This window comes from Serratia sp. Res13-Sevr-LER1-36-b (genome assembly GCF_015673035.1).
In the GTDB taxonomy this organism is placed as follows: domain Bacteria; phylum Pseudomonadota; class Gammaproteobacteria; order Enterobacterales; family Enterobacteriaceae; genus Chania; species Chania fonticola_C.
In genome coordinates, this window is the sequence record NZ_JADACK010000005.1 from 237,877 (window position 1) to 260,266 (window position 22,390).

At 54.1% G+C, this 22,390-nt stretch carries 18 protein-coding genes; 13 read left to right on the forward strand and 5 right to left on the reverse strand.

Annotated elements, in window-relative coordinates; translation table 11 throughout:
- Positions 1–1,407, reverse strand: a complete 1,407-nt coding sequence (locus tag IMQ33_RS02180) for a VOC family protein (protein WP_161712273.1) — start codon at positions 1,405–1,407, stop codon at positions 1–3.
- A gap of 517 nt (positions 1,408–1,924) precedes the next feature.
- Here IMQ33_RS02180 and IMQ33_RS02185 point away from each other — a divergent pair.
- From IMQ33_RS02185 to IMQ33_RS02210, 6 genes are all read left to right on the forward strand, one after another.
- The gene (locus tag IMQ33_RS02185) at positions 1,925–2,134 is read left to right on the forward strand and encodes a cold shock domain-containing protein (RefSeq protein ID WP_021804914.1); all 210 of its coding nucleotides are present in this window, start codon (positions 1,925–1,927) and stop codon (positions 2,132–2,134) included.
- Positions 2,135–2,355: 221 nt separating this feature from the next.
- The gene (locus IMQ33_RS02190) at positions 2,356–2,577 is read left to right on the forward strand and encodes a cold-shock protein (RefSeq protein WP_021804913.1); all 222 of its coding nucleotides are present in this window, start codon (positions 2,356–2,358) and stop codon (positions 2,575–2,577) included.
- A gap of 110 nt (positions 2,578–2,687) precedes the next feature.
- The gene (locus IMQ33_RS02195; protein ID WP_065685322.1) at positions 2,688–3,914 is read left to right on the forward strand and encodes a winged helix-turn-helix domain-containing protein; all 1,227 of its coding nucleotides are present in this window, start codon (positions 2,688–2,690) and stop codon (positions 3,912–3,914) included.
- A gap of 329 nt (positions 3,915–4,243) precedes the next feature.
- Positions 4,244–4,426 carry a Trm112 family protein gene (locus tag IMQ33_RS02200; RefSeq protein WP_021804911.1) on the forward strand — a complete coding sequence of 61 codons (183 nt, stop codon included), beginning with the start codon at positions 4,244–4,246 and terminating at the stop codon, positions 4,424–4,426.
- Complete coding sequence (gene kdsB / locus IMQ33_RS02205; protein ID WP_196061439.1) at positions 4,423–5,172, forward strand: 3-deoxy-manno-octulosonate cytidylyltransferase; 750 nt, start codon at positions 4,423–4,425, stop codon at positions 5,170–5,172. Before IMQ33_RS02200 ends, kdsB begins: the two co-directional genes overlap by 4 nt.
- A gap of 134 nt (positions 5,173–5,306) precedes the next feature.
- Positions 5,307–6,203 carry a YcbJ family phosphotransferase gene (locus tag IMQ33_RS02210; protein ID WP_196061440.1) on the forward strand — a complete coding sequence of 299 codons (897 nt, stop codon included), beginning with the start codon at positions 5,307–5,309 and terminating at the stop codon, positions 6,201–6,203.
- Here IMQ33_RS02210 and elyC read toward each other — a convergent pair.
- The gene (gene elyC, locus IMQ33_RS02215) at positions 6,200–6,973 is read right to left on the reverse strand and encodes an envelope biogenesis factor ElyC (protein ID WP_065685320.1); all 774 of its coding nucleotides are present in this window, start codon (positions 6,971–6,973) and stop codon (positions 6,200–6,202) included. The two genes, IMQ33_RS02210 and elyC, sit on opposite strands and share 4 nt — an antisense overlap.
- A gap of 152 nt (positions 6,974–7,125) precedes the next feature.
- Here elyC and cmoM point away from each other — a divergent pair, with 152 nt between their 5' ends.
- The 7 genes from cmoM (at position 7,126) to IMQ33_RS02250 (ending at position 17,890) form a co-directional block, all read left to right on the forward strand.
- Positions 7,126–7,911: a tRNA uridine 5-oxyacetic acid(34) methyltransferase CmoM gene (cmoM, locus tag IMQ33_RS02220; protein WP_024484594.1), complete on the forward strand. Its 786-nt coding sequence runs from the start codon at positions 7,126–7,128 to the stop codon at positions 7,909–7,911.
- Positions 7,908–9,230: a chromosome partition protein MukF gene (mukF, locus tag IMQ33_RS02225; protein WP_024484593.1), complete on the forward strand. Its 1,323-nt coding sequence runs from the start codon at positions 7,908–7,910 to the stop codon at positions 9,228–9,230. Before cmoM ends, mukF begins: the two co-directional genes overlap by 4 nt.
- Complete coding sequence (mukE, locus tag IMQ33_RS02230) at positions 9,211–9,939, forward strand: chromosome partition protein MukE (RefSeq protein ID WP_024484592.1); 729 nt, start codon at positions 9,211–9,213, stop codon at positions 9,937–9,939. The genes mukF and mukE overlap by 20 nt, the downstream gene beginning before the upstream one ends.
- A complete protein-coding gene (gene mukB / locus IMQ33_RS02235; protein ID WP_196061441.1) occupies positions 9,936–14,375 on the forward strand; it encodes a chromosome partition protein MukB in 4,440 nt (1,479 codons plus the stop codon). Before mukE ends, mukB begins: the two co-directional genes overlap by 4 nt.
- A gap of 219 nt (positions 14,376–14,594) precedes the next feature.
- Positions 14,595–16,445 (forward strand): L,D-transpeptidase, encoded by a 1,851-nt coding sequence (ldtD, locus tag IMQ33_RS02240; RefSeq protein ID WP_098927823.1) that lies wholly within the window; start codon positions 14,595–14,597, stop codon positions 16,443–16,445.
- A gap of 180 nt (positions 16,446–16,625) precedes the next feature.
- Positions 16,626–17,174: a YcbK family protein gene (locus IMQ33_RS02245; protein ID WP_021804901.1), complete on the forward strand. Its 549-nt coding sequence runs from the start codon at positions 16,626–16,628 to the stop codon at positions 17,172–17,174.
- A 68-nt stretch (positions 17,175–17,242) separates the two neighbouring features.
- On the forward strand, positions 17,243–17,890 hold the full coding sequence (locus IMQ33_RS02250; protein WP_196061442.1) for an MBL fold metallo-hydrolase: 648 nt from the start codon (positions 17,243–17,245) through the stop codon (positions 17,888–17,890).
- Positions 17,891–17,952: 62 nt separating this feature from the next.
- On the opposite strand, the gene IMQ33_RS02255 is transcribed toward IMQ33_RS02250, so the two are convergent.
- The 3 genes from IMQ33_RS02255 to asnS form a co-directional block, all read right to left on the reverse strand.
- Positions 17,953–19,143 carry an amino acid aminotransferase gene (locus IMQ33_RS02255; protein WP_098927819.1) on the reverse strand — a complete coding sequence of 397 codons (1,191 nt, stop codon included), beginning with the start codon at positions 19,141–19,143 and terminating at the stop codon, positions 17,953–17,955.
- Between the two features lie 247 nt (positions 19,144–19,390).
- Positions 19,391–20,497: a porin OmpC gene (ompC, locus tag IMQ33_RS02260; RefSeq protein ID WP_304621656.1), complete on the reverse strand. Its 1,107-nt coding sequence runs from the start codon at positions 20,495–20,497 to the stop codon at positions 19,391–19,393.
- A gap of 303 nt (positions 20,498–20,800) precedes the next feature.
- Positions 20,801–22,201 (reverse strand): asparagine--tRNA ligase, encoded by a 1,401-nt coding sequence (gene asnS, locus IMQ33_RS02265; RefSeq protein ID WP_161712269.1) that lies wholly within the window; start codon positions 22,199–22,201, stop codon positions 20,801–20,803.
- Positions 22,202–22,390 lie beyond the last annotated feature (189 nt).

Below are 22,390 nucleotides of genomic sequence, written 5' to 3' on the forward strand. Positions count from 1 at the left end.
CTAAGCTTCTAAAGCGTGCAAGCCCAAGGCTTGCGCGCAAGCTTGCAGTGAGCGCTGCTGCGTTTGCTGATAAAGCGCCAATTCATCAATCACGCCTGCCCCTAATGCCTGTTCAAACGCCGTACGGCTCGATGACGCCGCGTATTGCGCATGGCGGCTGCCCCCCAGATTAGACTGAAAAATTCCGGCGGCGCTGACCGGCAGGAAATCCTCATAAACCAACGGCTGGAAGCGGATGTAGTCCAGTGCGATGAGCTGTTCGAGCGTGCTGTGCTGCTCAACGGTCTCTTTAGCTGCCAGCCCGCATTCGGTAGGGAAATAGCGGAACCAGGCTAATTGCTGCACACGTAGTGCATTGTAATCATCCGGGAAGGCCTGGAAATGTTCAGCCAGCAGTTGGTAATAGCGTGGAGCATTATCTTCCGTAGCCGGAACCTGTAATGCATCCTGCGCGGCCTGCAGCAGGCGATCGTAAAGCGCACGCCCTTTGGCGGTTAGGGCGACTCCCCGTTGCTCAATCTCACCGAAACGCGCGGTATGATGCCCCACAACCTGATGACCGTCAGGTTCGATAAACAGGACTTGTTCCTCTAACGCTTTGAAACTGGTCTGGCGTAACAGAATAGGGCAGTGGCGCGTAGGCGGGCCTTCGATCACCGCTTTGGGTGGGATCCCGCGTTCTGGCATTGCCGCCTGTACCCGATCGATATCCAGCGTTCTTGGCGTCAGATGGTTGATATGTGGCCCTTTGAAGGCAACGATATCGGCGATCAGGCGATGTTGATTGTGCAACTGTTGATATTCACTGGCGCTGACGGTGGCCAAACGGTGCCAACGGAAGGTTTCGAGCGCCTGGGCAACAAATTCTTGCGCCTGTTCGGCATCCAGCCCGCCCTGGATTTCATGTAACGCTATCAGCTCCAAAGCCCGCTCGGTAAAAATGCAGCGGCGATCCAGCAGTCGTTGTGCCAGCTCGCGCAGCGCCACATTCTCAATCAGTTCCAGTCGTAGCAACGAAGTAAATATGCGAAACGGGCTGACTTGCAGATCGGCTTCGTGTACGGCACGAAAGGCGGTGGAGTGGACGGGGACGCCAGCAGCTGTCAGATCGTAATAACCCACCGGAGACATGCCCATGACGGCAAACAGTCGTCGTAAGGTCTGCAATTCAGCTGCCGTGCCGACGCGGATAGCGCCGTGGCGCTCCATCGATAATCGACCGATTTCACCGGTAATCTGCAACCCATGTGCCAGGGCTGAATCTTTACTCAGCACCTCCCGATTGGTTTCAGCGACCAGTTCGATCAAGTCACCGTACAGTGGCACCTCTTGTTGATACATGGCCGACATTGCCAGGGAAAATTTGGCGCGAATGTCATTCGGCGAGACGAAGTGCTGGTCGATCATACTGCTAGCTCCTTAGCTCAATAAAATCTGAAAAATGCGGTTTAGGCCGCCAATAGTGCTGGCTAGATGACACCTCACCGTGTTTTTGACTCAAGTCTAGTCAGTTGGTTCGTGATTTGTTATCGATTGGCTAACGATATTAGTGTTTTATGCGTTGGCTCTCATTTGCAGGCATAACCCCAAGTGGTGAGTGATGAGCGAGATGCTCCTGCAATGCGCTAAAAACAAGAGGAATTTAAACTATTAAAATCAGTATGATAGGAATATTCTGGGCGGATGTAGCTAAAAAGTGTGATAAACCTCTTGTCTTGATGATGAGTTTATGAGTAAATGCATACCGGCCTGTGATGCAGCGCTATTTATGTACGAGTATAGATTAAGTAGTTCCTCCCAAGACGTTATCATCTGATTCCGCTTCAAAGACGAACCTTCTAAGTACCTCCCATAAGTAATGATTCTGAAAAACGGCCAAATTGCCATAGGGCAGGTTTTTGTAAATATTTAAAAGGTAATAGTAATGTCTAAGAAGACTGGTCAGGTTAAGTGGTTCAACGAAAGTAAAGGTTTTGGTTTCATTGAACAACAAGATGGCGGCAAAGATGTATTCGTACACTTCTCTGCAATCATGACCGAAGGTTTCAAGACTCTGGCAGAAGGCCAGCGTGTTGAGTATACCATTCAGGACAGCCCGCGCGGGCCGGCTGCCGCCAACGTTGTTGCTCTGTAAGTTTACAGGGAATAGCGTATAGAGAGCTTAATACAACCATAATGACGCGTTAATGCTGAGTTATGCGGAAGATATTAAGCTCAACAAGCCCGCCGCAGTGCGGGTTTTTTAATTTTTGCTCACGAGAGGTTTGTTACGAAAAACTTTAGGATGGGCTGGTAGCGTCCACACAATAACAAAAATAACGTTGTGAAGGATGCTCAAGTGAAAGGATATAAAATATGTTTAAGAATACAATGCTAAAAATGGGCCAGGTAAAATGGTTTGATCAGGCTCAAGGCTATGGTGTTATTTCACCGGTCGATGGTAGTGACGAAATTTATGTTAGCCGCCGTGCTATCGCCAATACCAAAAACAAGTCATTAAACGAAGGTCAGAACGTCGAGTTCTCGATTTATCGTAGCTCTCACGGGCTGTCAGCGGCAGACGTTATCGCGTTCTGACCCAAACTTTCCTCGCCAGTGCCGGTGCCGCCACCCCATGCACTGGCGAAGAAAATTTCCCCAGGATCCTCTATCATCAGGCCATTGCTCAATGACCCTTGGATATCAGGATGCCAATCCCCGTTATTTCGCTTTCCTCTGCCCGCGCGCTTCATCTTGCCGCTCAAGGGCTGCTATCCCCAATTAAACGCCAGGCTTGCCCCGATGATGTAGTGAACGCCATCGATCGTATGGGGTTGCTGCAAATTGACACCATCAGCGTGGTGGCCCGTAGCCCTTACCTGGTGCTGTTCAGTCGCCTGGGCGATTATCGGCCAGAATGGCTGGAACAGGCGTTGGCTAGCCGCAAACTGTTCGAGTACTGGGCGCACGAAGCCTGTTTTCTCCCCATCGATGACTTTGGTTTGTTACGCCATCGCATGCTGCAACCGCAGGGGATGGGGTGGAAATACTCGCAGGAATGGGTACAACAGCACCAACAGGCTATCGATGAACTGCTACAGCATATCGCGGTGCAAGGGCCGGTGCGTTCGGCCGATTTTAGCGCCGAAAAGAAAGGCGCTAACGGCTGGTGGGATTGGAAGCCGGAAAAGCGTCATCTGGAAATTCTGTTTACCTCTGGCAAGTTGATGGTGGCTGAACGCCGTAATTTTCACCGTGTCTATGATCTCACCGAACGTTTATTGCCGCAGTGGGATGATGATGTGCATGCCTTATCTCAGGCGACAGCGCAGCAACAGATGCTCACCCGCAGTTGCCGCTATCTCGGCGTGTTTAAAGCCGAATGGCTGGCGGATTATTACCGATTGAAACGCGTCGCCCCCAAACCGTTGTTGGCAACGCTATTACAGCAGGGAGAGATCTCCCAGATCGCTATCGACGGGCTGGAAGGGGAATTTTATGTCCATCAGTCGCTGGCGGCCGAGTTGGCGCTGGCGGAACAAGGGAAGTTGAAATCCACGGTAACCTGCCTGCTGTCTCCTTTTGATCCGGTGGTGTGGGATCGGCGGCGCGCGCTGGAACTGTTCAGCTTTGACTATAGGCTGGAATGCTACACGCCAAAAGAAAAACGCCAGTACGGCTATTTCACCTTGCCGCTGTTGCAGCGGGGCGAACTGATTGGCCGAGTAGATGTGAAAATGCACCGCAAGCAGGGCGTTTTTGAAGTGATCAGTTTCCATCTTGAAACTGGGATCAAGCTGGGTAAGCAGCGTTGTCAGGATATTCGTCAGGCAATTACCCGTACGGCGAAATGGCACGGGGCGCAGCAGGTCTCGCTAGGAGATGTACCCGCATCGCTGGCAGCAGAGTGGGGGCAAGGCTGGGGAATAGAATAACGAACGACGTTGTCACCGAGGGTAAAACGAATTTCAACGCCGCCCGCTAACTTGTAGGGGCGCATATACTCGCCCCGCGTTCCTCAGTTGCTGTAGTTGGCAAACAGCGCGATGATTTTATGGAGACGTTTGATCATTTGCAGGTTCTCATTTTTTTGTGATGTAAGTCACAAAAAATTCTACGCCTGCCAATGGAGTGATTCAACCCCCGCAGAAAAATTTCCCGTTCGGCAACCCTCTGAGCAAATCAGGCGGTGATTAACCGGCCCTATGGCGTTATGCTATCCTCACGCACTTTCCTTGTTAGCATATCTTCCCCTGGAGGAAGCATGGATCACCGTTTACTCGAAATCATTGCCTGCCCGGTTTGCAACGGTAAGCTCTATTTCAACAAAGAACATCAGGAACTGGTCTGCAAATTGGACGGCCTGGCCTACCCATTACGTGATGGTATTCCGGTATTGCTGGAAAACGAAGCGCGCACCATCCCACTGGACGAGAAACACGCATGAGTTTTATCGCTATCATCCCGGCGCGTTACGCGTCCACCCGCTTGCCGGGTAAACCGTTGGCGGATATCCACGGTAAGCCGATGGTGGTGCATGTGATGGAACGAGCCCGTGAATCAGGGGCTTCCCGCGTGATTGTCGCCACCGATCACCCAGAGGTGGCCAAAGCGGTCGAGGCTGCCGGCGGTGAAGTTTGCATGACCAGCCCGGACCACCATTCCGGCACCGAACGCCTGGCGGAAGTGATCGAGAAATGTGGCTTTGCCGATGATGAAATCATTGTCAATGTGCAAGGCGATGAGCCTATGATCCCGCCGGTTATTGTGCGTCAGGTAGCAGAAAACCTGGCGGCCAGTAGCGCAGGGATGGCCACGCTGGCGGTGCCGATCGAAACCGCAGAAGAAGCCTTCAACCCGAATGCGGTCAAGGTGGTGATGGATGCGCAAGGCTATGCGCTCTATTTCTCACGCGCCACCATCCCTTGGGATCGTGAGCGTTTTGCTCAGTCAAAAGAGAGTATTGGCAATAGCCTGCTGCGGCATATCGGGATTTATGCCTACCGTGCCGGTTTTGTCCGCCGCTACGTCAGTTGGCAACCAAGCCAGCTGGAACAGATTGAACTGCTGGAGCAGTTGCGTGTGCTGTGGTACGGCGAAAAGATCCACGTCGCGGTGGCGCAGGCCATTCCGAGCGTCGGTGTCGATACTCCAGCAGACCTGCAACGAGTGCGGGACAGCATCAAGCGTTGAGTCGTCTATTGGCCGGAGATCCCGGCCATCTCAATTCCCTGATTCCCCCCTTTTATTGATCTGCATTGAAGAATTTCTCCGCTCACCGTTCAATGATGACAGGTGCTTATCCTTAATCTGGAGGGGGTCGTCCTATGGAGCAGCTGCGTGCCGAATTGAGTATTGTGCTGGGAGAGTCCGTCGGTCGTCTGGAACGCGTCAGCGAACAGCCTTATGCCCATCTGTATTCATTGTACGATCACCAGGATCATGCGATCCCGCTGATGGCGAAAAGCTTCGTTTGTGAGGGCATTGCCCAGCAGGAAGCTTACAAGCTATCCATGCTGGCGCGCGAAGGGGACATTCGTCTGCCAACGGTGTTTGGCGTGGTCTACACCCGGCAAGCGCCCTACAAAGAGATTTTGCTGATAGAACGCCTGCGTGGCGTGTCGGTCGAGGCGCCAACCCGGACTTTGGCCCGTTGGGAAGCCTTGATGGACCAGATTGTCGACGGCATGCTGGCCTGGCACCGTATCGACAGCCACGGCTGCGTGGGCACGGTTGACAGCACGCAGGAGAATGACTGGTGCAGCTGGTACCATCAGCGTATCGAGGTACTTTGGTCAACTCTGGGTAATATGAACTCGCCGCTGTTAAGCATGGCAGATCGCCGTCTGCTGTACCGCACGCGCGAAATGCTCATCGACTTCTTTGCCGATTTTGACGACCCTTGCGTGCTGGTGCACGGCAATCTGGGCTTGCGCAGCATGCTGAAAGATGCCAAAACCGACCAACTGCTGGCGATGCTCAACCCAGGCATGATGCTGTGGGCGCCACGGGAATATGAGCTGTTCAGGCTTTGCGAGGCGGGGATGCCGGATCAACTGCTGTTCCACTACCTACAGCGTGCGCCGGTGGCGGAGTCCTTCCTGTCTCGTCGTTGGCTTTATGTGGTGTGGGAGGCGGTAGCCAGGATGATCCATACCGGCAAGCTGGATCGCCCGGCGTTCGATCAGGCCGCACAACAGCTACGGCCCTGGCTGGCTCACTAATCGCTGCTGACCTCACCATCCCCTTTTAGCTGTTGCCACAGGCTGCCCAGCGTTTCATATGCCGCCCGTTCGCTGTGCCCAAGGAACATGGCGGAAGGCATTACCCGATCCCAGATATTCAGCGGTGAAGTAATGGCCAGTTGATTGGCCGGAGCCGGGATTGGGTGCAGGCCTTGGGCCTCAAAGAAACGCATGGCACGTGGCAAGTGATTGGCGGATGTCACCAGCGCAAACGGCTGTTTCCCCACCAATTTGGCGACCTCTGCGGCTTCCTGTTCGGTATCCCGCGGGCGGTCCACCAGCACGATGTCGTTGGCAGGTACGCCCAGGCTTTCCGCCACCAGTGCTGCGGTGGCCGCGCTGCTTTGCGTTTTCGCGCCTTTTCCACCGGTAAAGACCATCTTGCTACCCGGGTGCGACAGGTATAGCCTGACGCCTTCGGTCACCCGTGGCAGGCTGTTGTTGAGCAGGTTAGAGCTGGGAGCCCAGTCCGGGTTATAGGTATAACCGCCGCCAAGCACCACGATATAGTCAATCTGGCCGTTGCCTCTATAGGTCGGGTAACTGGATTCTAACGGCTTCAACAGGCGATCGGCGACCGGTTGCAGGCTGAGCAACAGCAACAGCAGCCAGCTCAGGCTTAATATGACTTTGCCGCTTTTCTGCCAACGGGTAAACCACAGCAGCAATAATGCCAGCCCCATTAACAACAGCAGGGCGGGTAGAGGCATCATCAGGCCACCAATAAATTTTTTTAAGTTAAATAACATCAAAAATCAGGTCCTTTTGGGCGAAAAAACGACATCTGGCCGCATTCATGCTGCAAGAAGATTTATTCTAAGCCAGTCTGTGCCAAAATAGCAGGTTTGAATGGGCAGGCGCTTTGCCGTCGGCCAAGATAAAATCAGCGGAGCCGTTGTCCATGCAGGATCGCAATTTTGACGATATTGCCGAGAAGTTTGCGCGTAATATTTACGGCACCACCAAGGGGAAAATCCGTCAGGCGGTGGTCTGGCAGGATCTGACCACGCTGCTGGCCCAGTTGCCACAGCGGCCGCTGCGCATTCTGGATGCTGGTGGGGGCGAAGGCCATATGGCCTGCCAACTGGCAGAATTAGGACATCAGGTCTTGTTGTGCGATCTTTCTGGTGAGATGATCCAACGCGCTGCGTTGCTGGCCGAGCAGAAAGGTGTGAGCCAGAACATGCAATTCATACAAAGTTCGGCGCAAGAGATTGGTCAGCATTTGGCACAACCGGTCGATCTGATATTGTTTCATGCGGTTTTGGAGTGGATCGCCGAACCACAGGTGGCATTACAGGCGTTGTTTGATTGCCTGGTGCCCGGCGGCGCACTGTCACTGATGTTCTTTAATGCCAACGGTTTGTTGATGCGTAATGTGGTGTTGGGCAATTTCCAACTGGTGGATCCCGAGGTCAGGCGGCGTCGCAAGCGCTCGCTGTCGCCACAGTATCCACACAGCCCACCGCTGGTCTACGGCTGGTTGGAGCAGATGGGCATGCAGATTTCAGGCAAAACCGGCGTGAGGGTTTTCCATGATTATCTGCAAAGCAGGCAGCTACAGACCCAAAAATTTGAAGAGTTACTGGCGCTTGAACAGCTTTATTGTCGGCAAGAGCCTTACGTGAGTTTGGGGCGCTATATTCACGTCTCGGCGCATAAACCGAACCTGAAGGACGAACTATGAGTGAATTTTCCCAGACAGTACCCGAACTGGTCGCCTGGGCACGGAAAAATGATTTCTCTATTTCGCTCCCCACTGAGCGTCTTGCGTTTTTGCTGGCTATCGCCACGTTAAATGGTGAGCGGCTGGACGGCGAGATGAGCGAAGGTGAGCTGGTTGATGCATTTCGCCATGTCAGCAAAGGGTTTGAACAGACGCATGAAACGGTGGCGATACGCGCCAACAATGCGATTAACGACATGGTGCGCCAGCGCCTGTTGAACCGTTTTACCAGCGAGTTGGCAGACGGCAATGCCATCTATCGCCTGACGCCGCTGGGTATTGGTATAACCGATTACTATATCCGCCAGCGTGAGTTTTCGACCCTGCGCCTTTCCATGCAGCTATCGATCGTGGCGGAAGAGTTAAAGCGTGCCGCAGACGCAGCCGAAGAGGGCGGCGATGATTTCCATTGGCACCGCAACGTCTTTGCTCCGTTGAAATACTCTGTAGCAGAGATCTTCGACAGTATCGATCTGACCCAGCGCCTGATGGATGAACAGCAGCAGAGTGTGAAAACCGATATTGCGGCGCTGCTGAATCAGGATTGGCGAGCGGCGATCTCCAGCTGTGAAATGCTGCTGTCTGAAACCTCCGGTACCTTGCGTGAACTTCAGGATACGCTGGAGGCCGCAGGTGATAAACTCCAGGCCAACCTGCTGCGCATTCAGGACGCCACGCTGGGTGAGATGGAGCTGGGCTTTGTCGATAAGCTGGTGTTTGATTTGCAAAGCAAGCTGGATCGCATCATCAGTTGGGGCCAACAGGCGATTGATCTGTGGATCGGCTACGATCGCCACGTGCACAAGTTTATCCGTACCGCCATCGATATGGATAAAAACCGCGTGTTCGCCCAACGCCTGCGCCAATCGGTACAAAACTACTTCGATAACCCTTGGACGCTGACCCATGCCAACGCCGATCGTCTGCTCGATATGCGAGACGAGGAGCTGGCGTTACGCAGTGAGGAGGTCACCGGGGAACTGCCGCCAGATCTGGAATATGAAGAGTTCAGCGAAATTCGCGAACAGCTGGCAGCGATGATCGAACAGGCACTGAAGGTTTACCAGGAACAAAAAATGCCGCTCGATTTAGGGGCAGTGATGCGCGATTATCTGGCGCAATATCCGCGTGTGCGTCACTTTGACGTTGCCCGCATTGTGGTCGACCAGGCAGTGCGCCTTGGTGTGGCTGAAGCTGATTTTTCAGGGTTGCCCGCGCAGTGGCAGGCAATCAATGATTACGGAGCCAAGGTACAGGCCCATGTCATCGACAAATATTGAACAAGTAATGCCAGTCAAGCTGGCCAAGGCATTGTCTAATACGCTGTTTCCGGCGTTGGACAGCCAATTGCGCGCAGGTCGTCACATCGGTATCGATGAATTGGACAACCACGCATTCCTCATGGATTTTCAAGACGAGCTGGAAGAGTTTTATACCCGTTACAGCGTCGAGCTGATACGGGCGCCGGAAGGGTTCTTCTATTTGCGCCCGCGCTCGACCACGCTCATTCCACGCTCGGTGCTTTCCGAGCTGGACATGATGGTCGGCAAGATCCTGTGCTACCTCTACCTGAGCCCCGAACGCCTGGCGCACGAAGGCATTTTCAGCCAGCAGGAGCTGTACGATGAGCTGCTGAGCCTGGCGGATGAGAGCAAGCTGCTGAAGTTCGTCAACCAGCGCTCCACCGGTTCGGATCTCGATCGTCAGAAGCTGCACGAGAAAGTGCGCTCCTCGCTCAATCGCCTGCGCCGTCTGGGCATGGTGTATTTCATGGGCAATGACAACAGCAAATTCCGCATTACCGAGGCGGTGTTCCGCTTCGGTGCCGATGTGCGTAGCGGTGACGACCCGCGCGAAGCCCAGTTACGGATGATCCGCGACGGTGAGGCGATGCCGGTTGAAAACAGCCTGTCACTGAACGATGACGTTGATGCGGAAGATGCGCAGGCAGAAGCCACCCCGGACAGTGCAGAGGATGAACAGGAATGATTGAACGCGGTAAATTTCGCTCACTGACGCTGGTTAACTGGAACGGTTTCTTTGCCCGAACCTTTGATCTCGATGAGCTGGTCACCACGCTTTCGGGCGGTAACGGGGCCGGTAAGTCCACCACCATGGCGGCCTTCGTCACGGCGCTGATCCCGGATCTGACGCTGCTGCACTTTCGTAACACCACCGAAGCCGGTGCCACCAGCGGTTCACGCGATAAAGGCCTGCACGGTAAATTGCGCGCCGGTGTCTGCTACTCAACGCTGGACGTAGTCAACTCACGCCACCAGCGTGTGGTGGTCGGGGTTCGTCTGCAACAGGTTGCGGGGCGCGATCGTAAGGTCGATATCAAACCTTTCACCATTCAGGGGCTGCCAACGGCGGTGCAACCGACCGAACTGCTGACCGAGACCGTGGGTGAGCGCCAGGCTCGAGTCCTCTCGTTGCAGGAACTGAAAGAGCGTGTTGAAGAGATGGAAGGGGTGCAGTTCAAGCAGTTCAACTCCATCACCGATTACCACGCCTTGATGTTTGATCTGGGGGTGCTGCCCAAGCGCCTGCGCACTTCTTCCGACCGCAGCAAGTTCTATCGTCTGATCGAAGCCTCGCTGTACGGCGGGATTTCCAGCGCCATCACCCGCTCTCTACGTGATTACCTGCTGCCGGAAAACGGCGGTGTACGTAAAGCGTTCCAGGATATGGAAGCCGCACTGCGCGAGAACCGCATGACGCTGGAAGCGATCCGCGTCACCCAGTCGGACCGCGATCTGTTCAAGCATCTGATCTCCGAAGCGACCTCGTACGTTGCCGCAGACTACATGCGACACGCCAATGAACGGCGTATCCATCTGGATGGGGCGCTGGTATTGCGCAACGAGTTGCTGAGCAGTCGCAAACAGCTGGCCGCCGAGCAGTTCCGCCACGTTGAAATGGCGCGTGAGCTGGCTGAGCAAAGCGGTGCCGAATCCGATCTGGAAACCGATTATCAGGCTGCCAGCGATCACCTCAATCTGGTGCAGACCGCAATGCGCCAGCAGGAAAAGATCGAACGCTATGAAGGCGATCTGGAAGAGCTGACCTACCGTCTGGAAGAACAGAATGAGGTTGTCGCCGAAGCGAGCGAGCAGCAGGCGGAAAACGAAGCGCGTGCCGAAGCCGCAGAGCTGGAGGTGGATGAGCTGAAAAGCCAGCTCGCCGATTACCAGCAGGCGTTGGACGTGCAGCAAACCCGCGCCATTCAATATCAGCAGGCACTTCAGGCTCTTGAACGCGCTCGTGCGCTGTGCCAGGTGCCGGAACTGACCGCCGAAAATGCCGAGGAGTGGCTGGATACCTTCCAGGCGCGTGAGCAGGAAGCGACAGAGTCCCTGTTGCTGTTGGAACAAAAATTAAGCGTGGCGGATGCCGCTCACAGCCAGTTCGAGCAGGCCTACCAACTGGTGGGTAAAATTGCGGGCGAAGTCAGCCGCAGTGAAGCCTGGCAAACTGCGCGTGAGCTATTGCGTGATTGGCCTTCGCAGCAGCATCAGGCTGAGCGTGTGCAGCCGTTGCGGATGCGTTTGAGCGAGTTGGAGCAGCGCTTGCGCTCGCAGCAGGATGCCGAACGTCTGTTGCAGGAGTTCTGTAAACGTCACGGGCAGAGTTATCAGCCGGATGAACTTGATGCCTTGCAGCAAGAGCTGGAAGAGCGTTTGGAATCGTTGTCGCAAAGCGTCAGCGAAGCCGGTGAGCGCCGGATGGAAATGCGCCAGGAGCTGGAGCAGATCCAACAGCGCATCAAAGAGCTGACCGCCAGGGCACCAATTTGGTTGGCCGCGCAGGATTCACTGACCCAGCTCAGCGAGCAGAGCGGTGAAGCCTTCGAAGATGGTCAGCAGGTTACCGAATACATGCAGCAACTGCTGGAGCGCGAACGCGAAACCACGGTTGAACGTGATGAAGTGGCCAGCCGCAAGCGCGAAATCGAAGCGCAGGTTGAACGCCTCAGCCAGCCGAGCGGGGCAGAAGATCAGCGTCTGGTGACGCTGGCGGAGCGCTTTGGCGGCGTGCTGCTGTCGGAAATCTATGACGATGTCACCATTGACGATGCCCCGTACTTCTCCGCGCTGTACGGCCCGTCGCGCCACGCCATTGTGGTGCCGGATCTGTCTCTGGTGCGCGAGATGCTGGAAGGGTTGGAAGATTGCCCGGAAGATCTCTACCTGATCGAAGGGGATCCGCAGTCGTTTGACGACAGTGTGTTCGCCGTCGAAGAGCAAGAAAAAGCGGTGGTAGTGAAAATTGCCGATCGCCAGTGGCGTTACTCGCGCTACCCTGAGGTGCCGCTATTTGGCCGTGCTGCCCGGGAAAATCGCCTGGAAGTGCTGTACGCAGAACGTGACTCATTGGCCGAACGCTACGCTACCTTGTCATTTGACGTGCAGAAAACCCAGCGTTCTCACCAGGCGTTCAGCCGCTTTATCGGTTCACACCTCGCCGTGGCGTTTGACGCGGATCCTGAAGCGGATATCCGTGCTCTGAACAGCCGGCGGGGTGAAATTGAGCGTGCGCTCAATAACCACGAAGCGCAGAACCAACAGCAGCGTCAGCAATACGATCAGGCAAAAGAGGGCATTTCTGCGCTCAACCGCCTGATGCCGCTGGTCTCACTGTTGAATGATGAAACCTTGCAGGATCGTGTCGAAGAGATCCGTGAGGAAATGGAAGAGGCGCAGGATGCTGCGCGCTATATCCAACAGCACGGCGTTTCCTTGGCCAAGCTGGAGCCCATGTTGTCGGTGCTGCAAAGCGATCCGGAGCAGCATGAGCAGCTACAGCAGGACTATGTACAGGCCCAGGCCACCCAACGTCAGGCCAAACAGCAAGCCTTTGCCCTGACGGAAGTGGTACAGCGCCGCGCGCACTTCAGCTATACCGACTCTGCCGGTATGCAGAATGCTGATAACGATCTCAACGATAAACTGCGTCAACGCCTGGAACATGCGGAAGCGGAACGTACCCGCGCCCGCGAGCAACTGCGCCAGTATCAGACCCAGTTTACGCAATACAGCCAGGTGCTGGCCTCGCTGAAAAGCTCTTATGACGCCAAACGCGACATGCTTAAAGAGCTGAGCCAGGAACTGGTGGACATTGGCGTGCAGGCCGATGCCAATGCCGAAGCCCGCGCGCGGCAGCGCCGGGACGAATTACATGCCTCGCTGAGTAATAACCGTAACCGCCGTAACCAGTTGGAGAAGCAGCTGACCTTCTGCGAAGCGGAAATGGACAGCCTGCAAAAGAGACTGCGCAAGATGGAGCGTGATTATTACCAACTGCGTGAGCAAGTGGTGACGGCCAAGGCGGGCTGGTGTGCCGTGATGCGTCTGGTGAAAGACAACGGGGTTGAACGCCGTCTGCACCGTCGTGAACTGGCCTATATGGACGGTGACGAGCTGCGTTCGATGTCGGATAAGGCATTGGGTGCGCTGCGTCTGGCGGTGGCAGATAACGAACATCTGCGTGATGTGCTGCGCCTGTCGGAAGATCCGAAACGGCCAGAGCGCAAGATCCAGTTCTTTATCGCGGTCTATCAGCATCTGCGCGAGCGTATCCGCCAGGATATTATCCGCACTGACGATCCGGTCGAAGCTATCGAACAAATGGAGATCGAGCTGGGCCGTCTGACCGAAGAGCTGACCGCGCGCGAACAGAAACTGGCGATCAGTTCGAAGAGCGTGGCGAACATTATCCGCAAGACCATTCAGCGCGAGCAGAACCGTATCCGGATGCTCAACCAGGGGCTGCAAGCGGTTTCCTTCGGTCAGGTGAAGAGTGTGCGCTTGAACGTCAACGTACGGGAAGCACATGCCACCTTGCTGGATGTGCTCTCCGAGCAGCAGGAACAGCATCAGGATCTGTTTAACAGCAACCGTCTGACCTTCTCGGAAGCGTTGGCCAAGCTGTATCAGCGCCTGAACCCGCAGATCGATATGGGCCAGCGTACGCCACAAACCATTGGTGAAGAGCTGCTGGATTACCGTAACTATCTGGAGCTGGAAGTGGAAGTCTTCCGTGGCTCCGACGGCTGGCTGCGTGCAGAAAGTGGCGCGTTGTCTACCGGGGAAGCGATCGGTACCGGCATGTCAATTCTGGTGATGGTGGTGCAGAGCTGGGAAGAGGAATCACGCCGCCTGCGGGGTAAAGATATTTCACCTTGCCGCCTGCTGTTCCTTGATGAAGCCGCGCGTCTGGATGCCAAATCCATCGCTACGCTGTTTGAGCTGTGCGATCGTCTGGAGATGCAGTTGATTATCGCCGCGCCAGAAAACATCAGCCCGGAAAAAGGGACTACTTATAAACTGGTGCGTAAGGTGTTCCAGAACCATGAGCATGTGCACGTGGTTGGCCTGCGTGGGTTCGCCAGTGAACAACCGGCTTTAGACTCGGTGTCGGAATAAACGCCACAAAGTTAAAAAAGTGCACTATAAATCTGAAAATAGCCGCCTGAAGGTGGCTATTTTTTTACATGGCGAGGATGATAGGCGTGTTTTTTTGCCAGTGGTAAGCTGGGATTAAACGGTTATTCACGGCGCCGAGAGCAAAAGCGCCGTTCTGTTTGTATACTGAAACTAATAATAGTCTGTGCGGTATTTTTGTGAGCCTACAGGGGGCAAGGGATGTTGCTTAAAAATGGAAACTCAGTACGACGTCTGGCATTGAGTTGCGCAATAGCGTGTGGTTTTGCCGTGTCGTTTTCCGCATGGGCAACCGTTCCGGCGTTACCGGTGGCGTCATCGTCATCGGGAATGTCCGTGGCACAAAGTCGTGCCGAACTACTGGCGGCATTGCCGAAAAGCGTTGTGCCGTATTATCTCTCCACTTTGGCACCGCTGTACGCTGCCAACCAGATGCAGCCTATGTGGCAAGATCGGGAAGCGGTACAGCAATTTCAGCAGCAACTGGCTGAGTTGGCAATTTCTGGCGTACAGCCGCAGTTTACTCAATGGGTAAAACTGCTGACCGATCCGCTTATCACCGATATGGCACGTGATATTGTGCTGTCGGATGCGATGCTGGGTTATTTGCAGTTTGTCTCCTCAATCGGGGCCAACGGCAACAACTGGCTGTACAGCAATGTTCCTTACAAGCTGAAGGTACCAGCGAATACGGTGATCAACCAGTGGCAGCTCTCGATACATCAGGGCAAAACGCTGGCGTATATTAATTCGTTGGCCCCGCAGCATCCTCAGTACGCCAAAATGCATTTGGCGCTACGCGAAATGCTGGCGGCTGGGCGCCCGTGGCCACAAATGACCAATGGCGCAAGCCTGCGTCCAGGTCAGCTCAGCGACGATATTCCCGCACTGCGCGAGATTCTGGCGCGTACCGGAATGCTAATCGCCACTCCGGCGGTAGCATCTGCTTCGCCTGAGGCTCAAGTTACCAACGCCAGCGCGACGACCCCGGCGGCGGATGACGATCTGTCGGTGGATGAAGAGAAGGATCGTGCTACCGCAGTGGCTGTTGTTAGCCCGGGCGCGGCATCGATCAAAGATCTCGCTCCCTCTCCAGAAGCGACCGCGCAGGTACAACCTGCCAGTCCGGTTTCGGTAACGGATAATCGTTACACAGAAGATTTGGTGGAAGGAGTCAAACGTTTCCAAACCTGGCAAGGGCTGACGCCTGATGGCGTCATCGGTGCCCGGACGCGTGAATGGCTGAACGTTTCGCCACAAACTCGTGCTTCACTGCTGGCGTTGAATATCCAGCGCCTGCGCATTCTGCCAGGGCACGTTGATACCGGCATTATGGTCAACATCCCGAACTACTCGCTCACCTACTATCTGAATGGTAATGAAGTGTTATCTTCGCGGGTGATTGTTGGCCGTCCGAGCCGCAAAACGCCATTGATGAGCAGCGCACTGAATAACGTGGTGGTCAACCCGCCGTGGAACGTGCCAACCAAGCTGATCCGTGAAGATATCGTGCCCAAGGCCATGCATGATGCCAGCTACTTCCAGAAACACGGCTACCGTGTATTCTCTGGCTGGAGCAACGATGCGCAAGTGATCGATCCGGCAATGATTGACTGGAGTGTGGTTTCACCACGCAACTTCCCTTACCGCATCCAGCAGGCGCCGGGGACCAGCAACTCGTTAGGGCGTTTCAAGTTCAATATGCCGAGCTCGGATGCCATCTATCTGCATGACACCCCGAACCACGGTCTGTTCCAGAAGGATATCCGGGCGTTAAGCTCTGGCTGTGTGCGCGTTAACAAGGCTTCCGATTTGGCCAATATGTTGCTGCAGGATGCCGGTTGGAACAACGCGCGTGTTTCCTCTACGCTGAAAGGCGGTAATACGACGTATGTGAACATCCGCCAGAATATCCCCGTGCAGCTGTATTACCTGACGGCCTGGGTCTCTGATGATGGTAAGCCACAGTTCCGCACAGATATTTACAATTATGATGCGACAGTGAGATCGGGTGCACAAATTTTGGCTCAGGCCGAAAAATTGATGCAATAAATGCAGTAATTCTAGATAAATAACGGTCTGAATGTCTGGCCAGTAGCAGGCTCTGTTTTTTGTGAGCACTGGTAAACCACAGCGTATCGCGGGTTGACTCCGCATACGCTGGCGGTTATGGTTCGGGCAGTGCGCAGTTTTGTGCATATATTTTGACATTCTTGCCGAGTTTAAAGAGTCATGGACAAAATTGATCATCATCGCCGTAAATGGCTGGCGTTAGGTAGCGCCGCCGTGGGTATCGCACTGCTTCCTGGGCAGGCGTTTGCCAGTCTTTCTACCTCTCGCCCACGTATTCTGTTGTTGAACAACCTCAATACCGGCGAATCCATCAAGGCCGAGTTCTTCAACGGTAAAGGTTACAATAAAGAAGAATTGGCGCGCCTGAACCATATCTTCCGTGACTATCGGGCCAACAAGGTCAAGAGCATCGATCCGGCTCTGTTTGATCATCTCTATCGCCTACAGGTGATGCTGGGTACCAGCAAACCGGTACAGCTGATCTCCGGCTACCGTTCAATGGCGACCAATACCGAAATGCGTGAGCACAGCCGTGGCGTGGCCAAGCAGAGCTACCACACCAAAGGCCAGGCGATGGATTTCCATATCGAAGGGATCCAGCTGAGTAATATCCGTAAGGCAGCGTTAAAAATGCGCGCCGGCGGGGTTGGCTATTATCCACGTAGTAACTTTGTGCACATCGATACCGGCCCGGTGCGGACCTGGTAATCATTGTGCATCATGATCGCTGAATGGCACCCGCCCCTTGGGCGTGGTGCCGTTGTCGTTGGAGCTTTATGAAATACCATATTATCCCCGTTACGGCGTTCAGTCAGAACTGTACGCTCATCTGGTGCGACGTGACCAAACAGGCGGCGTTGGTCGATCCTGGTGGCGATCCGGAAAAACTGAAGGCCGCCATTGCCGAAAAGGGCGTGCAGGTCAACCAGATTTTACTGACGCACGGCCATCTCGATCATGTAGGCGCGGCGGCAGAAATGGCCGAGCATTATCAGGTGCCAATCTATGGGCCGGATAAGGAAGATGCCTTCTGGCTTGAAGGTTTGCCAGCACAGAGCCGTATGTTTGGCCTGGATGAATGCGCCGCTCTAACGCCGACCAAATGGCTGGAAGAGGGGGATAAAGTGCAGGTGGGCGAAATGTCGCTGAACGTACTGCATTGCCCTGGTCATACGCCTGGTCATATCGTTTTTATCAACGAACAGGCGCGTTTGGCATTGGTGGGTGACGTGTTGTTCAACGGTGGCGTTGGCCGCAGCGATTTCCCGCGCGGTGACCATCAGGCGCTAATCGCTTCAATCCGCAGCAAATTACTGCCTCAGGGCGACGATATGGCGTTTATTCCAGGACATGGCCCAATGTCTACCTTTGGCCATGAACGTCAAACCAACCCGTTCCTGCGCGAAGAACCGGCCATCTGGTAAGGGTACTTCCCGATAAATAACAAAGGGGCGCAAATGCGCCCCTTTTTCAATGCCAAAACTGCTTACAGCACGGCAACGATGGCTTCGCACAGCGGCGCCATATTGTCCGGCGTCATCCCCGCCACGTTAACGCGGCCGGAGTTAACGGCATACACGCCAAATTCATCACGCAGACGCAGAACCTGCTCTTTGGTCAGGCCGCTGAAAGAGAACATGCCGTTCTGGTTGATGATGAAGCTGAAATCCTGCTCCGCCCCTTTTTCCTGCAGGGTATTAACGAACAGCTGGCGCATACGGTGAATGCGCTGGCGCATGTCAGTCAGCTCTTGTTCCCAAATGGCGCGCAGCGCCGGGTTACCCAAGATGGTAGCAACTACGGCCGCACCGTGTGACGGCGGGTTCGAGTAGTTGGCACGGATCGCGGCTTTAACCTGGCTGAAGGCGCGCTCGGCGGTTTCTGCATCGGCAGCTACCACGGTGCAGGCACCGACACGCTCGTTATACAGGCCGAAGTTCTTCGAGTAGGAGCTGGCAACGATCAGTTCCTGATGTTTGGCAGCAAAGATACGCAGACCCTGTGCATCTTCCTCCAGGCCCTTGGCAAAGCCTTGGTAAGCGAAGTCGAACAGCGGCAACCAGCCCTTGGCTACGGACAGTTCAGCCAACTGAGCCCATTGTGCTTCGGTTGGATCGATACCGGTAGGGTTGTGGCAGCAGCCGTGGAACAGCACTACGTCGCCGGCCTGAGCCTGGTTCAGGCTGGTGAGCAGACCGTCGAAGTCCAGCGCATGGTTGGCGGCGTCGTAATAGTTGTATTCCAACACTTCCAGGCCAACGGCACCAAAGACGTTTTTATGGTTTGGCCAGCTTGGATTGCTGACCCAGATACGTTTGGCGTTGGTCTGGTTGGCGATAAAATCGGCTGCGACACGTAGAGCACCGGTACCACCAGGAGTTTGTGCGGTACGGGCACGCTTGTCGGCTATGATTGGGCTCTGCTTGCCGAACAGCAGCTCTTGCGTGCAGCTGGCAAATTCAGGAATACCTTCAATACCCAGATAGTTTTTGGTGGTCTCATTTTCCAGCAGATACTGCTCAGCTTTCTTGACGCTGGTCAGCACCGGCGTTTTGCCAGTTTCGTCTTTATAGACGCCAATACCCAGGTTGATTTTATTCTCACGCTTGTCGGCGCGGAAAATGTCGGTCAGACCCAGAATCGGATCGGCAGGTGCAGCGGTGATTTTTTCAAACATGTCAGATGCTTCCATGGCCTAGAGTTAAGCAGACAGAAACATCAGGGTAGCGCCAGTTATCGTCTTTGCCAACCGTTTGCGAGAAAAACACCTCGATCTTGTGACGGCGGCAGATTCAGCACAAAAAATGACGGGGAAGGGCGGGTTGGCAGAATAAAAAATGGCGCAAAGCGCTAAAAACAAAAACAGGGCCGAAGCCCTGTTTTTTTAACTTAACTGACGGCGAGCCGTCATCAAGTGCAACAACTTAGAACTGGTAAACCAGACCGGTAGCTACGATGTTGTCAGTAGCGATGCCGTTAGCACGAGTGAAGTCGTTTTCGTCCAGCAGGTTGATTTTGTAATCAACGTAGGTAGACATGTTTTTGTTGAAGTAGTAAGTAGTACCTACATCAATGTATTTAACCAGATCGTTGTCGCTGCCAGTAGTACCAGTCAGGTTCTTACCCTTAGACTGCAGGTAAGCGATAGATGGACGCAGGCCGAAATCGAACTGGTACTGTGCTACCACTTCAAAGTTCTGAGTTTTGTTAGCAACGGTGAAATCTGAGTTGCCGTATGGAGTCATGTTGCGAGTTTCTGCATACATGGTTGCCAGGTAGACGTTGTTCGCGTCGTATTTAGCACCAACGGTCCAGGCTTCAGCGGTATCGCCAGTAGCAGTAGTACCTGGGCCACGACGGCCAGTCTGGTAATCAGTACGGTCAGATGCAGAGTAAGCTGCACCTACACTGATACCGGTATCCAGGATCGCATAGGTAGAAGACAGACCGAAGCCGTCACCGTTTTGTTTTTTCAGGTCGCCTGTACGATCATATTCGTTCTTGCCTTGATACTGCAGAGCGAAGTTCAGGCCATCAACCATACCGAAGAAGTTGTTGTTACGGTAAGTAGCAACACCGTTTGCACGGCCGGTCATGAAGTTGTCGGTATAGGTGTAAGTATCGCCACCGAATTCTGGCAACATATCGGTCCAGCCTTCAACGTCATACACTACGCCGTAGTTACGGCCGTAGTCGAATGAACCGAATTCAGCAAATTTCAGACCTGCGAAGCCCAGACGAGTCTTAGTACCTTCGGTACCAGCAGACTCGGCGTGGTTAGCTTGCACGTTGTATTCCCACTGGCCGTAACCGGTCAGTTGGTCAGTAATCTGGGTTTCACCTTTGAAGCCAAAACGAACGTATGACTTGTCGCCATCGTTCTCTTTGTCGTTAGAGAAGTAGTGCAGACCGTCAACTTTACCGTACAGATCCAGTTTGTTGCCGTCTTTGTTGTAGATCTCAGCTGCGTTGGCTGCACCAGCTGCTAACAGAGCTGGGATCACTACTGCAAGAATGTTGCGCTTCATCATCATTATTACCCTCATTGGTTTTATTCGGACACCTTGCCACTGCCGCCAATAATTCTTTTGGAACTATTGTTGATAGATTGGTGTCGTCCTGTGTCTGCACGCAGTGTTCCATTCACGGGCAGGTTTATCTAGAACGAAAATGCTACCAATGTCGCAATCTGGTTTCAGAAAGAAACGATGTGTAACAATTTGTGTATTTTGGGGAACTTTGTGATGTAGGTCAATAATCAAAAATGCGAAAGGCCAGCTAAGCTGGCCTTTATTATGTAAAAAAAATGTTTAAATTATGCTGATTTTTATCACTTAGAAGCTGGCGTTACGTGGCGTTCTTGGGAACGGGATCACGTCACGGACGTTCTGCACCCCGGTGACATAGGCGATTAAACGCTCAAAACCTAAGCCAAAACCAGAATGTGGCACGGTGCCATAGCGGCGCAGGTCACGATACCACCAATAATCTTCTTTATTGAGGCCCATCTCTGCCAGACGCTGATCCAGCACATCCAGACGTTCTTCACGCTGTGAACCACCGATGATTTCACCAATGCCCGGCGCTAGCACGTCCATTGCCGCGACGGTTTTGCCATCTTCGTTCATGCGCATATAGAAGGCTTTGATATCTTTCGGGTAGTTTTTCACAACTACCGGAGCCTTGAAGTGTTGTTCGGCCAGGTAGCGTTCGTGTTCAGATGACAGATCGATACCCCAGGAAACCGGGTTTTCGAAGGTCTGGCCCGAAGCAATCAGGATCTCGACCGCCTCGGTGTAGTCCACCTGGGCGAAATCGGAGGAGACAAAGCGCTTCAGACGGTCAATAGCGTCTTTATCTACCCGCTCAGCAAAGAATTGCAGATCGTCGGCACGTTCATCCAGCACCGCCTGGAAGACATACTTCAGCATGCTTTCGGCCAGCCCGGCAACGTCGTCCAGGGTAGCAAAGGCGACTTCCGGTTCAATCATCCAGAATTCCGCCAGGTGACGGCTGGTGTTCGAGTTCTCGGCACGGAAGGTGGGGCCAAAGGTATAAATTTTTGACAGCGCACAGGCGTAGGTTTCGCCGTTCAACTGGCCGGATACGGTCAGGAAGGCTTCTTTACCGAAGAAATCCTGGCTGAAATCGACCGCACCTTTATCGGTGCGTGGCAGGTTTTCCATATCCAGCGTGGAAACGCGGAACATTTCACCGGCACCTTCGGTATCAGAGGCGGTGATTAGCGGGGTTGAAACCCAGAAATAACCGTTCTCGTGGAAGTAGCGGTGGATTGCCTGTGCCAAGGTGTGGCGAACGCGGGCAACCGCGCCAATCAGGTTGGTGCGTGGGCGCAGGTGGGCAACTTCGCGCAGGTATTCGATGCTGTGGCGTTTGGCCGCCATTGGATAGGTGTCTGGATCGTCAACCCAACCGACCACCTTGATGGCCGTGGCTTGCAGTTCGAAGCTCTGGCCTTCACCCGGCGATGGCACCACGGTACCGGTCACCTCAATGGAACAGCCGGTAGTCAGGCGTAGCACTTCGTCCTGATAATTCGGCAGAGAATCATTAACGACGGCCTGTAACGGATTAAAGCAGGAGCCGTCATAAACGGCGAGGAAGGAGATACCAGCTTTAGAATCTCTCCGGGTACGTACCCAACCGCGCACGGTGACTTCACTGTCAACCGCAGCACGACCTTGCAGTACGTCGACTACAGGCACTACGCTCATAGATTTCTCTCTTATAAGTTTTTCAGAAATAGGCTAACAACCCAAGAATTTGGGGATATTGCTATGTTACTTGCCGCGTTGCAGAGCACAAGTAGAAATCATCAGAATGGGACAACATTTATCGCGGTGGGGTAAAAAAACAGGGGGTATATAAAGGAAGAGAGGGATCGCTGGTGAGAAATGCCACAC

What these genes read in the sequence shown, in the direction of transcription:
- IMQ33_RS02180 (WP_161712273.1), bottom strand. Translation starts at nt 1,407, where the DNA reads ATGATCGACCAGCACTTCGTCTCGCCGAATGACATTCGCGCCAAATTT.
- ldtD (WP_098927823.1), top strand. Translation starts at nt 14,595, where the DNA reads ATGTTGCTTAAAAATGGAAACTCAGTACGACGTCTGGCATTGAGTTGC.
- cmoM (WP_024484594.1), top strand. Translation starts at nt 7,126, where the DNA reads ATGCAGGATCGCAATTTTGACGATATTGCCGAGAAGTTTGCGCGTAAT.
- elyC (WP_065685320.1), bottom strand. Translation starts at nt 6,973, where the DNA reads ATGTTATTTAACTTAAAAAAATTTATTGGTGGCCTGATGATGCCTCTA.
- mukB (WP_196061441.1), top strand. Translation starts at nt 9,936, where the DNA reads ATGATTGAACGCGGTAAATTTCGCTCACTGACGCTGGTTAACTGGAAC.
- IMQ33_RS02190 (WP_021804913.1), top strand. Translation starts at nt 2,356, where the DNA reads ATGTTTAAGAATACAATGCTAAAAATGGGCCAGGTAAAATGGTTTGAT.
- IMQ33_RS02255 (WP_098927819.1), bottom strand. Translation starts at nt 19,143, where the DNA reads ATGTTTGAAAAAATCACCGCTGCACCTGCCGATCCGATTCTGGGTCTG.
- asnS (WP_161712269.1), bottom strand. Translation starts at nt 22,201, where the DNA reads ATGAGCGTAGTGCCTGTAGTCGACGTACTGCAAGGTCGTGCTGCGGTT.
- ompC (WP_304621656.1), bottom strand. Translation starts at nt 20,497, where the DNA reads ATGATGAAGCGCAACATTCTTGCAGTAGTGATCCCAGCTCTGTTAGCA.
- IMQ33_RS02250 (WP_196061442.1), top strand. Translation starts at nt 17,243, where the DNA reads ATGAAATACCATATTATCCCCGTTACGGCGTTCAGTCAGAACTGTACG.
- mukE (WP_024484592.1), top strand. Translation starts at nt 9,211, where the DNA reads ATGTCATCGACAAATATTGAACAAGTAATGCCAGTCAAGCTGGCCAAG.
- IMQ33_RS02210 (WP_196061440.1), top strand. Translation starts at nt 5,307, where the DNA reads ATGGAGCAGCTGCGTGCCGAATTGAGTATTGTGCTGGGAGAGTCCGTC.
- IMQ33_RS02245 (WP_021804901.1), top strand. Translation starts at nt 16,626, where the DNA reads ATGGACAAAATTGATCATCATCGCCGTAAATGGCTGGCGTTAGGTAGC.
- IMQ33_RS02185 (WP_021804914.1), top strand. Translation starts at nt 1,925, where the DNA reads ATGTCTAAGAAGACTGGTCAGGTTAAGTGGTTCAACGAAAGTAAAGGT.
- IMQ33_RS02195 (WP_065685322.1), top strand. Translation starts at nt 2,688, where the DNA reads ATGCCAATCCCCGTTATTTCGCTTTCCTCTGCCCGCGCGCTTCATCTT.
- kdsB (WP_196061439.1), top strand. Translation starts at nt 4,423, where the DNA reads ATGAGTTTTATCGCTATCATCCCGGCGCGTTACGCGTCCACCCGCTTG.
- mukF (WP_024484593.1), top strand. Translation starts at nt 7,908, where the DNA reads ATGAGTGAATTTTCCCAGACAGTACCCGAACTGGTCGCCTGGGCACGG.
- IMQ33_RS02200 (WP_021804911.1), top strand. Translation starts at nt 4,244, where the DNA reads ATGGATCACCGTTTACTCGAAATCATTGCCTGCCCGGTTTGCAACGGT.